The 13,821-nt window shown below is 56.3% G+C and carries 15 protein-coding genes, 1 pseudogene and 1 riboswitch; of the genes and pseudogenes, 7 read left to right on the top strand and 9 right to left on the bottom strand.

Features of this window, described 5'->3' with window-relative positions; translation table 11 throughout:
• Positions 1 to 341 (top strand): annotated as a pseudogene (locus tag ACXJ5O_RS07645) (UPF0104 family protein); the annotation flags it as partial.
• A 66-nt stretch (positions 342 to 407) separates the two neighbouring features.
• Positions 408 to 1,058, top strand: a complete 651-nt coding sequence (locus ACXJ5O_RS07640) for an RBBP9/YdeN family alpha/beta hydrolase (protein ID WP_457299366.1) — start codon at positions 408 to 410, stop codon at positions 1,056 to 1,058.
• Between the two features lie 205 nt (positions 1,059 to 1,263).
• Here the strand turns inward: ACXJ5O_RS07640 and ACXJ5O_RS07635 are convergent, their stop codons facing one another.
• Positions 1,264 to 1,455, bottom strand: a complete 192-nt coding sequence (locus ACXJ5O_RS07635) for a hypothetical protein (protein WP_457299364.1) — start codon at positions 1,453 to 1,455, stop codon at positions 1,264 to 1,266.
• Between the two features lie 304 nt (positions 1,456 to 1,759).
• On the opposite strand from ACXJ5O_RS07635, the gene ACXJ5O_RS07630 reads away from it, so the two are divergent.
• Positions 1,760 to 2,209, top strand: a complete 450-nt coding sequence (locus ACXJ5O_RS07630) for an RrF2 family transcriptional regulator (RefSeq protein ID WP_457299363.1) — start codon at positions 1,760 to 1,762, stop codon at positions 2,207 to 2,209.
• Between the two features lie 13 nt (positions 2,210 to 2,222).
• Here ACXJ5O_RS07630 and ACXJ5O_RS07625 read toward each other — a convergent pair whose 3' ends face one another.
• The 6 genes from ACXJ5O_RS07625 to ACXJ5O_RS07600 form a co-directional block, all read right to left on the bottom strand.
• A complete protein-coding gene (locus ACXJ5O_RS07625) occupies positions 2,223 to 2,996 on the bottom strand; it encodes a thiazole synthase (protein WP_457299362.1) in 774 nt (257 codons plus the stop codon).
• A gap of 2 nt (positions 2,997 to 2,998) precedes the next feature.
• Positions 2,999 to 3,196 (bottom strand): sulfur carrier protein ThiS, encoded by a 198-nt coding sequence (gene thiS, locus ACXJ5O_RS07620; protein WP_457299361.1) that lies wholly within the window; start codon positions 3,194 to 3,196, stop codon positions 2,999 to 3,001.
• A complete protein-coding gene (thiO, locus tag ACXJ5O_RS07615) occupies positions 3,193 to 4,158 on the bottom strand; it encodes a glycine oxidase ThiO (RefSeq protein ID WP_457299360.1) in 966 nt (321 codons plus the stop codon). Before thiO ends, thiS begins: the two co-directional genes overlap by 4 nt.
• Positions 4,159 to 4,162: 4 nt before the next feature.
• A complete protein-coding gene (thiC, locus tag ACXJ5O_RS07610; RefSeq protein ID WP_457299365.1) occupies positions 4,163 to 5,983 on the bottom strand; it encodes a phosphomethylpyrimidine synthase ThiC in 1,821 nt (606 codons plus the stop codon).
• Between the two features lie 205 nt (positions 5,984 to 6,188).
• Positions 6,189 to 6,305: riboswitch (TPP riboswitch) on the bottom strand.
• Between the two features lie 124 nt (positions 6,306 to 6,429).
• Entirely contained in the window at positions 6,430 to 6,705 is a 276-nt protein-coding gene (rpsU, locus tag ACXJ5O_RS07605; RefSeq protein ID WP_112528763.1) for a 30S ribosomal protein S21, read from the bottom strand.
• 403 nt (positions 6,706 to 7,108) lie between these two features.
• Complete coding sequence (locus tag ACXJ5O_RS07600) at positions 7,109 to 7,453, bottom strand: RidA family protein (RefSeq protein WP_457299359.1); 345 nt, start codon at positions 7,451 to 7,453, stop codon at positions 7,109 to 7,111.
• Positions 7,454 to 7,766: 313 nt separating this feature from the next.
• Here ACXJ5O_RS07600 and ACXJ5O_RS07595 point away from each other — a divergent pair, with 313 nt between their 5' ends.
• From ACXJ5O_RS07595 to ACXJ5O_RS07580, 4 genes are all read left to right on the top strand, one after another.
• Positions 7,767 to 8,657, top strand: coding sequence for a fatty acid desaturase family protein (locus tag ACXJ5O_RS07595; protein ID WP_457299358.1), 891 nt, complete (start codon positions 7,767 to 7,769; stop codon positions 8,655 to 8,657).
• A gap of 37 nt (positions 8,658 to 8,694) precedes the next feature.
• Positions 8,695 to 9,276 (top strand): histidine phosphatase family protein, encoded by a 582-nt coding sequence (locus ACXJ5O_RS07590; protein WP_457299357.1) that lies wholly within the window; start codon positions 8,695 to 8,697, stop codon positions 9,274 to 9,276.
• A gap of 116 nt (positions 9,277 to 9,392) precedes the next feature.
• On the top strand, positions 9,393 to 9,743 hold the full coding sequence (locus tag ACXJ5O_RS07585; protein ID WP_457299356.1) for a hypothetical protein: 351 nt from the start codon (positions 9,393 to 9,395) through the stop codon (positions 9,741 to 9,743).
• Between the two features lie 170 nt (positions 9,744 to 9,913).
• Complete coding sequence (locus ACXJ5O_RS07580; RefSeq protein ID WP_457299355.1) at positions 9,914 to 11,170, top strand: flavin-containing monooxygenase; 1,257 nt, start codon at positions 9,914 to 9,916, stop codon at positions 11,168 to 11,170.
• Between the two features lie 70 nt (positions 11,171 to 11,240).
• On the opposite strand, the gene ACXJ5O_RS07575 is transcribed toward ACXJ5O_RS07580, so the two are convergent.
• Together ACXJ5O_RS07575 and ACXJ5O_RS07570 are read right to left on the bottom strand one after the other, a co-directional pair.
• Positions 11,241 to 12,938 (bottom strand): FAD-dependent oxidoreductase, encoded by a 1,698-nt coding sequence (locus ACXJ5O_RS07575; RefSeq protein ID WP_457299354.1) that lies wholly within the window; start codon positions 12,936 to 12,938, stop codon positions 11,241 to 11,243.
• Between the two features lie 104 nt (positions 12,939 to 13,042).
• The coding region (locus tag ACXJ5O_RS07570) for an SMP-30/gluconolactonase/LRE family protein (protein WP_457299353.1) at positions 13,043 to 13,821 on the bottom strand (779 nt) is incomplete at its 5' end.

Raw genomic sequence — 13,821 nt, 5'->3', positions numbered from 1 at the left:
AGCAACTGATCGTCGGGCCATTGGAGCTCATCGGTGCCGCCGCCATCATTTATTTTACGCTTCCGACAGCAGGCAATCCCGGCTTTCTCATTATCCTCGGGATCTTTCTCGTATCATTTTCCGCGGCGCTGATCTCCCACGCGCCCGGCGGCCTCGGCGTATTGGAACTGGTTTTCCTCACCGGTTTGCCCGATATGAATCAGGCCGACGTATTGGCGGCACTGATTATTTTCCGCTTGTTCTACTTGTTGATTCCATTTGCTCTTTCGCTGCTTGTCGTACTTTATTTTGAGCGCTCGCAGTTGCTGTTGCGCTGGTACAAGAAGGACAGCGATACCTGACGGTAATTTTACGATAACCGCAATTCGCGCAGGGAATATTTTCCATTTCTGACCGAGTTTAGTGCGCTGTTCCTTCATGGATCAGCGCAACCACCCTATTTTGGGGCCACATTACGAATTCTTCCCCAGGCAATGGCACAAAAGGAGTGGTGGCGCATGACGACATTGATCATTCCGGGATATCGCGGGTCCGAAAAAGGCCACTGGCAACACCAATGGCTGCTGGAGGATGAAACGGCGCGCCTTGTCGAACAGGACGATTGGGACAATCCGGTCCTATGTCAATGGCTTCATGTTCTCGAAGCGACACTTGCCGAAACACCTGGTGCTGTCCTGGTCGCGCATAGCCTCGGCTGTGTTCTCGTTACGCATCTCGCCAGCCGTCCATCGGCAGCGCATATCGCGGGTGCGGTTCTGGTTGCACCAGCCGACGCTGAACGTATGGCCGTTCAGGATTCCAAGTTTCGGAGCTTTGCACCCCTGCCACGCCACAAGCTCGGCTTTCCGTCAATCGTGGTTGCCAGCCGCAACGATCCCTATATGTCATTCAACAAAGCTGAAGCTCTGGCCAATGTTTGGGGCGCAGGATTTGTCGATATGAAAAATGCCGGACACATCAATATTGAAAGCGGCTTCGGCTCATGGCCGGAAGCGCATATTCTGGCGGATTCAATGCGCAGACCGCAAGAAGCCTCGCGCATACAGCGGGCAGCGTGATCAGCTGCCAATTTCGTTCACCTCTCCGTCATCCCCTCTGCCACCTTTCCGTCATCCTCGGGCTTGACCCGAGGACCCATCGGAACATTCGAACAACACGGCGTGGCTCTTGTTTATCAATAAAATTTGGGTCCTCGGGTCAAGCCCGAGGATGACGACAAGGGAGAAGCGTTTTTGTCAAAACCTGAAATTGCTCTATCAGCACTCACCAAAATCCGCGATGCTGCCAGCACCAGAGGAAATCCTCCTCGGTCCAGTTGCGGTTTTTCTTGGCCGCAGCTTCTTCGCGATCACGCTGCTTGGGATCGCTGGCATTCCGGTCGAGAGTTTCAGCTGCAAAAACGTCCCGCCACAGGCGTTCTGCCCGGTTAAATATGCCTGATACTTCACTGTACATTGCGACCTCCATCAAACAATCCGGTTGCAGAGTGCAGTTGCCTTTAGGTCAACCGATACCCCAATGATGACGGCTTGAAATCATTTGTCAATAATCTCTACCTGTTTAATCGTGTATTGGATTCACCACTCCCGCACCGCGGTCTACGCCTAATTCTTAATGAATTACTATTTTTCAGCGTCTTACACACCATTTTTAAGACATTTCTCGGCCGCAAAAAAACTTATTTTTTAACATTTTTACACTAGAAAATGTAGTGCGAGGGACTATGACTGCATCGCACCGGTAGTCAGGCAAAGAAGAAATGATATCGCAAAAGGCCAAATATGCTCTACGGGCGCTTGTCGTTCTGGCCAGGGCAGACGCCGACAAAGCTCTCTTCATCTCGGATATCGCGGAAGAACAGAATATCCCGAAGAAGTTTCTCGAACAGATCCTGCTCGATCTGAAACATCAGGGTATCGTCATGAGCCGTCGCGGCAAGATGGGCGGGTATCTGCTGCTAAAGCCGGCCGAAGAAATTACGTTCGKCGAGGTACTGCGTCTTATCGACGGTCCGATTGCTCCTCTGCCCTGCCTGAGCAAGATCGCTTATCGCCGCTGCGAGGATTGCCAGGACGAAGCGACATGCGAAATACGCCACGTCTTCAATGAAGTCGCCAATGTCACCCGTGCGGTCCTCGACAAGACGACAATCGCCGATTGCCTCATTTACGGCGGCAATGCCAAAGTCGCTGAACTGCTCGACAGTTAAGAGCCTCAGGCTATCACGTAAACACCGCCCTGCCGATCACGGGCGTTGACGGTACGGCAACGTCGCGAGGCTCGAGCATGCCTGCATGAAAGGCTGCATGCCCCGCATCGACTGCCTTGGCGAAAGCCTCTGCCATTGCCACCGGATCGCCGGCCTTCGCGACGGCCGTGTTCAGCAGGATGGCATCAAAGCCAAGTTCCATGACCGTCGCAGCATGAGATGGCCGCCCGAGACCCGCGTCGATGATCATCGGCACATCGGGAAAATTGCCCCGCAACGAACGCAGTGCGTGCAAATTGAGCGGTCCGAGAGCCGAGCCGATCGGCGCGCACCATGGCATCAGAACCTCGCAACCCGCTTCCAACAGACGCTCGGCGACGATCAGATCGTCTGTCGTATAGGGAAACACCTTGAAGCCGTCATCGGACAATATCCGGGCAGCCTCGACCAGTGCGAAGACATCCGGCTGCAACGTATCGTGATTGCCAATGACTTCGAGCTTGATCCAGTCGGTCGCAAAAACATCCCTTGCCATCTGCGCCGTGAGCACAGCTTCTTTCACCGTATGACATCCCGCCGTGTTCGGCAGTACATGCGTTCCTAGCGACCGGATGAGCGACCAGAACTTGTCGCCGGATTTGCCGCCTGCCATTTCCCGCCGCAGCGAGACGGTGACGATTTCCGTGCCGGATGCCTTGATTGCGTCCATCAGGATGGCGGGCGAAGGATACTGCGCTGTTCCCAGCAAAATCCGCGAAGAAAGTTCGGTATTATAAAGTTTCAGCATGCTCATCCTCCTTGCCGCGGCGTAAGGATCTCGACCTTGTCGCCCTCGTTCAGACGGCAGGCTTGACGTTCCGGTGACCGTACGAGCTCCCCGTTTAATGCCGTCGCCAGCCATTCGCCTTCGAATTCCAGTTCTGCAAGCAAAGCGTCGAGCGATTGCGCCGACACATCGTGCGGTTCTCCATTGACGAGCAGTTTCATCGGGTTGCTCTCCTTTCATTCAGAACCATGTCCRCCACCAGCATGGCCATCGCCGGGGCGAGCAAGAAACCGTGTCTGTAAAGCCCGTTGATGCTGATGGTGTTACCCTCTCGGACGACACGGGGCAGATTGTCAGGATAGGCGGGACGAATGCCCACCCCTGTTTCGACAATCTCTGCCTCACCGAAGGCGGGGTGCAGGCTATAAGCCGCGTTCAACAATTCCATCATCGAGCGCACGGTGATCGGACCAGCCGCGTCGCTTTCGAGCATTGTTGCGCCCACCATGAACGTATGATCCGCTCTCGGCACGACATAGATAGGAAAGCGCGGATGAACGAGCCTGACAGGACGTGACAAGGAGATATCAGCGGTCCGCAGGATCAGCATTTCACCGCGCACGCCGCGTATGGTTTGATCGTCGCGGGAATAGCCGGTGCACTGAACGGTCCAATCAAAACCAGCTGTCGCGGTTCGCACTGGATCAGTTTCGAATGCTACACCTGCTTCCTCCAGTTTCGCCGCAAGACTGATCAACACGTGTCGGGGGTCAAGATGCGCTTCCCCCTCAAAGAATAATCCCTTGCGGAAGCGCCCGGCAAGGTCCGGCTCCAGCGTCGCAATCGCGTCATCGTCAGCCCATTCAAAGCCAGACGTTCGCGAGCCGAACCGTTCAAGCTCCCTGACGTCACGGACTGGCGCCAAGACCAGCGTACCATTGCATGTCACTGAGCCGGGCAGCGCCGCTTCCCACCAGTCAGCGGCACCAAGCCCGAGCTCGAGAACTATCTGCTCAGCGCTTTCCCGCTCGCAGTAGGGCGCAAGCATTCCCCCCGCAAACCAGGATGCCGCCGCGCGGCTGCCCGGTTGCGGATCGAGCACTGTCACGCGCGCGCCGCGTGACATCAATTCATGAGCGACCGACAACCCAGCCACACCGGCGCCCTTTACAAGAACGTTCATTCCTTCAGGCACCTTGGTTCAACGGCATATAGAGTTCGCCGCCCTCGCGAAATTTCTCCGCCATGGCAGCCATGCCCTCCTTTTGCGCCTCGGCACGGATGTCGTGAGAGATGCGCATGGAGCAGAATTTCGGCCCGCACATCGAGCAGAAATGTGCCACCTTGTGCGCTTCCTTCGGCAGGGTTTCGTCGTGGTAGAGCCGCGCCGTTTCCGGGTCGAGCGACAGGTTGAACTGGTCCTCCCAGCGAAACTCGAAACGCGCCCGTGACAATGCGTCATCGCGCAGTTGAGCTGCAGGATGTCCCTTGGCAAGGTCAGCAGCGTGAGCGGCAATCTTGTAAGTGATCACGCCGACTTTAACATCGTCGCGATTCGGCAGGCCCAGATGCTCTTTCGGCGTCACATAGCAAAGCATCGCCGTCCCGAACCAGCCGATCATCGCGGCACCGATGCCGGACGTGATGTGATCATAACCGGGCGCAATATCCGTCGTCAGCGGTCCGAGCGTATAGAACGGCGCCTCGCCGCAAACTGCGAGCTGCTTGTCCATGTTTTCCTTGATCTTGTGCATCGGCACATGGCCGGGGCCCTCGATCATCACCTGGCAATCCTTGGCCCAMGCAATCTGCGTGAGTTCGCCAAGCGTTTCGAGTTCGGCAAACTGCGCCGCATCATTGGCATCGGCGATGGAGCCGGGCCGCAAACCATCCCCCAGCGAAAAGCTCACATCATAGGCGCGGCAGATATCGCAGATTTCCTCGAAATGCTCATAGAGGAAGCTTTCGCGATGGTGGTGCAGGCACCACTTGGCCATGATCGAACCGCCGCGCGAGACAATGCCCGTGACGCGGTTCACGGTCAGCGGAATGTAATGCAACCGCACGCCGGCATGGATCGTGAAATAATCCACCCCCTGCTCCGCCTGTTCTATCAGCGTGTCGCGATAAACCTCCCATGTGAGGTTCTCCGCAATGCCATCGACCTTTTCCAGTGCCTGATAGAGCGGCACCGTGCCGATCGGCACCGGCGAATTCCGGATAATCCACTCGCGTATATTGTGAATGTTGCGCCCGGTGGAGAGATCCATCACCGTGTCCGCGCCCCAGCGTGTCGCCCAGACCATCTTTTCCACTTCCTCGGCCATGGAAGACGTCACTGCGGAATTACCGATATTGGCGTTGATCTTGACCAGAAAGTTGCGCCCGATGATCATCGGCTCAAGCTCGGGATGATTGATATTGGCAGGAATGATCGCGCGGCCCCGGGCGATCTCTTCGCGGACGAAGTCCGGTGTCACGTGATCGGGGGTTGATGCACCGAACGATTCGCCATCGCGCACCGCACCATTCTTTGCATTCTCCCGGCCCAGATTTTCGCGGATCGCAACATACTCCATTTCCCGCGTGATGATACCTGCCCGTGCATAAGCGAGCTGGGTAACCGCCTTGCCGTCCTTTGCCTTCAACGGATTGTTGCGGATAGGAAATTCCGGCGTCAGCCGTTCGCCCGTGGCGAAACCATTATCCGCCGGAATGACACGGCGGCCGTCATAGGAATGGACATTCCCCTGCGCGGCGAGCCAGCCCTCGCGGACACGCGGGATGCCCTTGGCGATATCGATTTCTGCAGACGGATCACTATACGGACCTGAGGAATCATAGACTGTGATGTTGGGCTCACCGGCAGTCGGGTGAACCGCGATTTCGCGCATTGGGATGCGGATATCCGGATGAATGTGTCCGGTTTTGTAAATCTTGATCGACGCAGGCAGTGGTCCGGTCGAAACAGTAGGCGTGCTTGAAGCAATTGGATTAAAAACGGTCATCATCAGGTTCCTTTGCCCGCTCATGACCCCAAAAAGTGCTTCCTTTTTGGATAAGGATCATGACCATTAAAAGTGTTGCTGCGACCTTTATGCATCCATCCAAGTGGACGCATGGCGCAGCAAGTGCGTGGAAACCCAGTTCTGTGCCGGAAGGATGAAAGGAGTTCGCGAGTCTCGACAGAGACCGAGTGCCAAGACACTCTATGCGAAGACTTTTGCACCGTCCCTACGCCAGTATGAACTGGATCAGGTTCAACGGGTCACTGCGCTGCAAAAGCCAGCAGTATCTCAGCCCCTTGTCGGGACTCCCCTGGTGAATGTGTTTATGTGACCCGCTGTTGACGCAGTTGTCAAGCGGGTCAATCTCCAGACAAACGAAAACCCGCTACGGCCTGGGCCATGCGGGTTCTGTCGCGTTTATTTATAACCGGATGACCGGTCATAAATTATCGATTGTTGTAATCGCTACCATTGTTGCCGGCTGGGCGGGCAACGCGTTCCTTTTTCTTCGGACCTGGCAATAGGCCTTCGCGCTGAGCCTGCTTGCGTGCAGCCTTGCGGGCACGGCTAACGGCTTCTGCTTTTTCACGGACACGGCGCTCGGATGGCTTTTCGAAAGCCTGGCGCGCCTTCATTTCGCGGAAGAGACCTTCCCGCTGCATCTTCTTCTTCAGGACCCGAAGGGCCTGTTCAACATTGTTATCACGGACGAGAACTTGCAATCGTTTTCCTTACCCATGCTTGTCTCGCCTTGCGGAAGGAAATGAGCCACAATCAGACAAGCGTTTGAAGAATTGCCCCTACGGCAATCCGGAGAAGCGCGGACTTTATTCATTTCCGCGCCAAAAATCCAGTGCGCTCAAGCAATTTACTTGAGTATTCCTGCCACGACGCCAACCATTCTGGTGACTCAGCTGGGATAATTCTGTGTTCAGTCTGTCTCAGCCGATTCAGTCTGACGATGCAGAACCAGAGAAGATTCTAGGGTGTGATACGATTCGCGATCATGACGAGTCGAAAACGGTAGTTTTCGAGAACCGGAGCAGAGCGTACTTGAAGCACGTGAGCACCGGATCGCAGAAAAATGCCGTTTGCAGACCGTCATGGCGTGAATATCAACACATCCTAGATCGCGGCAGTGATGATAATCTCGACCTTGTATTCCGGCGTTGCAAGCTTGGCTTCGCCCGTTGCGCGTGCCGGAGTGTTTGCCGGATCGACCCAAGCATCCCACGCAGCATTCATCTCGCCGAAATCCTTCATGTCATCGAGCCAGATGATGGCTTGCAACAGCTTGGATTTGTCAGTGCCGACCTCCTTGAGCAAGCGGTCGATCGAAGCCAGGACATCCTTGGTCTGCTCTGTCACGCTCTTGCCTGGGCTGCCGACCTGACCGGCCAGATAGACCGTGTTGCCATGGATTACGACCTGGCTCATGCGTGGACCAACTTCAATACGGCGAATGCTCATGGAAATCTCCTCTAATGATTTGCTGGCAATTTAATGCTTGCCTTGCGTGCATGAAAAAGGGCCGATGCGGCCCTGTTTTCAAAGGATAGTAGCGTGGTCGCAGATCAAGCCTTAGACCCGCGGATTGAGCACTACGATTATTTTACCATCATAGCGCTTTGATTTTGAATGATTTTCTGCCCATAACGGCGCGCAACATCAGCAACGAACGTCAATAACAGTCGATTCGGCGACACACTATTTGCCACATACGGGAGAGTCAAATTTTGCGAGCGTTATATGAAAGATCGGCCCGTTCGATTATCATTGCCGCATGGATCACCGGACTGTCATTGCATCATTGACATCGGAGCAGCGCAATCGTCTGACCGCCAAATCAGACCTTGCCGGCCTTCTTCAACTCGCCGTCCATTGGGGCTCAATCATTCTTCTTGGACGGTTGATTGCCGTAGGGGCGCCGCTCTGGCCGCTCTTGATGATCCCGCAGGGCATTCTGATCGTGTTCTTGTTCACCCTTCTACACGAGTCCGTCCACCGCACCCCGTTCAGGACGCAGTGGTTGAACGACTGCGTTGCGCGCGTCTGTAGCATCCTGCTTGTGCTGCCCTCGGACTGGTTTCGCTACTTTCATCTGGCCCACCACCGCTTCACTCAGGATCCCGAGAACGATCCTGAGCTGATGTCCCTCAAGCCAGAAACCATGCGGCAATACCTCGTGCACCTGTCCGGCATTCCTGTCTGGTGGGGCCACATCAAGACGCTTGTGATAAACGCGTCGGGGCTTTGCAGCGATACGTTTGTGCCGGCAAAAGGTCACCGGAAGGTCCGCAGCGAGGCACAGATAATGATTGCGGTCTATGCCTTGATGATCGCTGTCTCCGTTTACCTGCAGACGGCAGTCCTTGTGTATATATGGGTCCTGCCGGCGATATTGGGACAACCTTTCCTGCGCATCTATCTTCTGGCCGAACATGGCCGCTGCCCCTATGTCGCCAACATGCTCGAGAACAGCAGGACAACCACCACGACTTGGCTGGTGCGCAAACTTGCATGGAACATGCCTTATCATGCCGAGCACCATGCTTATCCCACTGTTCCTTTTTACCGACTGCCGGAGTTCCATGCTTTGATCGAGACTGAGCTCAAGCAGACCGAGAATGGCTACGTCCGGTTCCACGCCAAATACATTGAGCAGATTCGTTAAACGATCGGCTCGACGTGCATCATCAAAAGGAGTCCATATGACTAGTGCTTTTCCGGAGATCTATCTCGTTCGTCATGGAGAAACAGAATGGAGTGTCTCCGGCAAGCACACGGGACGTACGGACATACCACTGACACCCCCTGGGGAAGAGGCCGCGCGCCATATCGCCGCCCGTCTGTCGGGCCTGACTTTCTCCGCTGTGTGGTCAAGTCCATCACAACGTGCCTCCAAAACGTGCGCGCTTGCAGGATTTGGCTCACAGGCCGTGACGAAGGCAGAATTGGCAGAGTGGGACTACGGGGCGTATGAGGGACTGACGACGAAGCAGATTCTCGCCGAACGCCCCGGATGGCGTCTGTTTCGAGACGGCTGTCCGCGGGGTGAACTGACATTGGATGTGGGCGCACGGGCGAATTTGATTATTGGCCAGCTCCGCCAAACCGATGGCACGATTGTGATATTCTCGAGCTCTCATTTCTTGAGAGTCCTTGCGGCACGCTGGCTCGGATTACAACCTGAAGCCGGCGGACTCTTCGTCCTCGATACGGCGAGCATAAGTATCCTCGGCTACGAACACGACCTCACTGAACCCGTCATAAGAAGGTGGAATCAAAAGTGACTTGATTCCACTGATTGAAGGGATTCCGGCGCCACGCCTTCTCTTGCAGATATATCCATTGAAATGCCCCTGATCATCTGATTACGTGACAAGGCGGCTGGACTTTTGGGGGAACCATGCCTTTTTCTCGAACGGAAGAACTGACCTATTCGTCGGCTGATTGGCAGATAATGGAGCATGCCTTTGCGCAAGCTTCAGCGCTGCTGAGGAGGTCACCAAAGACCGATCCGCGCGCCAACCGCCTGGCACGAAACGTCATGATGTTTTTTGACCGGGGCATGCGCGATCCAGATCTCATTGCAGCCGTCGCCGCCAACCGGGAAATCAGTCTCGAATTCAGGGACATCACCGAGGACAGCTCCAGACCAACAATGCGTGAAAGGGTGACCGCCGGACAAATTGCGGCGGCCTTGAGCGAGAACGATGGCAATTCCGGCAACGAGGACGACTCAGCCGAAAAGTGTTGAATAAATGGCCAAATCCACAACAGGCGCTTGCGGGAACAAACCCATGTTCATTCGGATTTTCCTGGGGCTGTCATTGTCTGTACCCCAGAGCGCTTGCGCATCCGCGACGCTGGACTCGTTGCCTTGAACAAGGCTGATGCCGCGCGGGGATGGCTGGGGGGATGCCGATTATGAGATCACTGCGGCAAATGAATGGTGGTGCCCATGTTCTCGATGCTGTCGTCGTCGGGGCCGGTTGGGCGGGTCTCGGTGTCAGCTATTGGCTGGCACGAAGGGGCCTGCGCCATAGCGTTCTAGAGCGGGGTCGCATAGGAGAGACCTGGCGCGCACAGCGGTGGGATGCCTTTCATATGAATTCGCCCAACGTCCAGACCGTGATGCCCGGCGACCGCTACGAGGGTAAGGATCCAGAAGGTGTCCTCACGCGCGACCAGTTCGTCGCTCTACTTGAGGACTTCGCCGGGAGAAATGGGCTGCCGATCGAAGGGGATACTGCGGTGAGCGAACTCGCGCAGGAGAATGGCGCCTATCGGCTGACAACCTCGCACGGCACGTTTCGAGCGCGCAACGTGATCGTCGCAAGCGGCAACCTGAATTGTCCTGTGCGCCCGATCTCGCCAGATGCGTTGCCCCTTGACATCTACCAGGTCGACGCTTCCGGCTATCGCAGCGCCGCCGATCTGCCCGGCGGAGCGGTGTTGGTGGTCGGAAGCGGTCAATCAGGCGCCCAGATCGCGGAGGAACTGGCGCAAGCGGGCCGGACGGTCTTCCTTGCGACCAGTCGCGTTGGGCGGCTCCCACGGCGCTATCGTGGGCGCGACGTCATGATCTGGCTGGAGGAAAGCGGATTTCTCGACGTGCGGCGAGAGGAGATCATTCGGCTTGCGGGACGCATCCCGCCGCGTGGTGTGCTTGGGTCGGAGCACACGATAAGCCTTCAGGCGCTCGGCGCCCAGGGTATTGTGCTTCTCGGGCGATTGACCGGCATTGCGGATGGCGGCCACCTCTCGTTCGCCGAGGATGTCGAAGCAAATCTTCGCTTTGGGGACGAAGCCTCCGACAATGCCAAACGCTATATCGACGATTATATCGACCGAGCCGGGATCGACGCACCCGTTTCGGACCCCGACCCGGCGGAGACGGTTGCGTGGCGTCAGCCGGATTCCGCCATCGATACGCTCAATCTCTCCCGGTCCGGCATCACGAGCGTGGTCTGGTGCACAGGCTTCAAGGGCGATTTCAGCTATGTGAGACTTCCTGATGCGCTCGACGCTGCCGGACAGCCCGTTCACACGGATGGTGTGGGCGTCCTGCCGGGTCTCTACTTCGCCGGACTGGATTTCGCCTCCACACGCAAGTCAGGCATCATATTGGCGATCGCCGAGGAAGCACCTCGCCTTGTCGAACATATCGTAGGGCATTCGTGACCGCTTTGGCCGCAGGAGACAGCGCCCGTTGCAACGCGACAGGTGCACGAATTATTTCGTGAGTGACGTCTTAATCGGCCTTGGTGACTGGCGTGGCAGGGATCTGCCTCAGATATTGGTGTATGGCCTGAACAACAACAGACCCCTCGCCCACACCGGATGCAACGCGTTTGACAGAGCCCGCGCGGACATCGCCCACGGCGAATATACCAGAAGCCGAAGTCTCGAACGGCGATCCGCTTGTAACGACACCCGCCATGATGCCGGTCTCGATGAAACCGGACTTGTCCAGTTTGATGCAGCCATCCAGCCACTCCGTGTTCGGGGCAGCACCAATCATCATGAAGATATTCGAAATAGACCGGGTCTCATTCACTCCCGTCGATCGATTTGTCCACGTTACCTTGTTTAAGTATCGATCACCGTCGATTGCAGAAATTTCGGTATAGGGATGCAACGAGATCTTGTGTGATTTTTCGATGCGTCGGACAAGATAGTCAGACATCGTCTCCTTCAATCCTGGACCCCGGACCAGAATGTGCAGATGCTTGACTGAATGAGACAGGAACATCGCCGCCTGCCCAGCTGAATTGCCGCCACCAACGACAATGACTTCCTGTTCCTGGCATAGCTGTGCTTCCATGGCGGTGGCCGCATAGTGAATGCCCTGACCCTCGAAACGTTCATAATTCAACAGCTCTGGCTTGCGGTAACGGGCTCCAGTGGCGACAACAATCGCTCGGGCCGAAACAGTCTGCCCGTCGTCAAGCACAACGCGATAGGGCAACTTGCTGCAATCGATGGAGACAGCCATACGCGAGATGGCGAGACGTGCCCCGAACTTCTGTGCCTGAACCTGAGCGCGGCCGGCCAGGGCTTGTCCCGATATTCCCGTGGGAAATCCCAGATAGTTTTCGATCTTTGAACTCGTACCGGCTTGCCCGCCGGGCGCTACCCCTTCGATAACGATCGTTTTTAGTCCTTCGGATGCGGCATAGACCGCGGATGCGAGACCTGCGGGGCCGGCGCCAACAACGAGCACATCATAGACATCGTTCGGGTCGATGCGTTCCGTCAGCCCTAAAACGTCAGCGAGTTGGCCTGTTGTCGGATTTTGCAGGACCGCTTTTCCTGGAGGAACAATGACAGGTAGCGACAGCGAGCAAATCTTAAGCGCCGTGACCATTTCCTTTGCATGCGGATCAACATCCGAGTCGACCAGCCTGTGCGGATAGCTGTTGCGCGTGAGAAACCGTTGCAACCTCAATGTGTCCGCTGCGTGGCTCGGCCCTATCAGGACAACGCCAGCCTGACCGTGTTTGATAAACCCAACGCGGCGAAGGATCAGCGCCCGCGTGATGATTTCACCGATATCCGGCTCAGCAGACATCATCCGCAGGAACGACCTGCGCTCAACGCGCACAAGGTGCGCATCCTCGCCCGCTCGAGCCGAGACAAGATTCTCGCGATTGTTGAACAGATCGAGTTCCCCAGTGAACTCCCTTTCGCCCTGCACGTTCAGAACCCTTGCTACACCGTCATCGCCGAGATCGAGTATTTCGATCGAGCCCGACTTTATCAAAAAGAAATCGGTCTGACGTTCGCCGCGGCTGTACAAAATAGTGCCTTTGGCTACCTTGAAGTCGAACCCAAATGACGAAACACGGTCCACCATCTCTTCGTCGAGACGCGGGAAGGTCTGGGCTCTGCGCGCGTAGGGATCACTCGCGTCGGATGAAATGTCTCCGCTGAATTCTGTCTGACTCATAACGGCACACTCGCGCTGATTTGCTTGCCAAGATTTCTGCCTGTCATTATGGCCGTTTTCTTCTGCAGGGCAACGCGGCGCAATGTGGTTTGGTATCCGGATTCTCAGCCTGCAAACCGCGGCTCGGGTATACCTTTGATACCAAGCCCGGTGATCGCGAAAAGACTGCCGCGCAAGACACCATCTCCCGGAAATCTTGGCAAGGGCGGCTTTGCCATGGATGTCACATAGATGATGTCCAGATCCGGGCCGCCGAACATGATGCTGGTGACCTTTTTCACCGGCATATCGATGACGCGGTCCACGGTGCCGTCGGGCCGATAGCGGACAACTTTGCCATCATAGACCTGTGCGTTCCATAGGCAGCCTTCCGCGTCGACCGTGGAGCCATCGGCGGCACCGCCTCTCGATGTGTCTATCTTGGCAAAGGTTCGGCGATTGGACACATTTCCCGTCGCCTGGTCATAGTCGTAGACCCATATCTCGCCCGACCACGAATCCGCGAAATAGAACAGGTTCCCATCGGGGCTCCAGCACGGCCCGTTCGAAACGATGATACCATCGTCGAGCTTGTGCACGCTGAGGTCAGGGTCGACACGGTAGAGCGCGCCGTTCGGACCGCTCTCCATCGTGTCCATGGAGCCGGCGACAAACCTTCCCTGCTTGTCAACCTTGCCGTCATTGATGCGGTTTTCCGACTTATCCGGTTCGGGATCRTGGATGAGTTCGACATCGCCCGTTTTGAAATCGAGCAGATGAAATCCGCGCGCCAGTGACACGATGGCGCTATTTCCATCCTTGCGCAGCGCCATCGAGCCGATTTTCATCGGGACATCCCACGAACGGATTTCCCGGCCATCGGCTGTGGCGCGAAATACGCGAC

It is taken from the genome of Phyllobacterium sp. P5_D12 (assembly GCF_054049495.1).
Note: the sequence above shows the minus strand (reverse complement) of the source record. Positions and strands in the feature narration are given on the sequence as shown.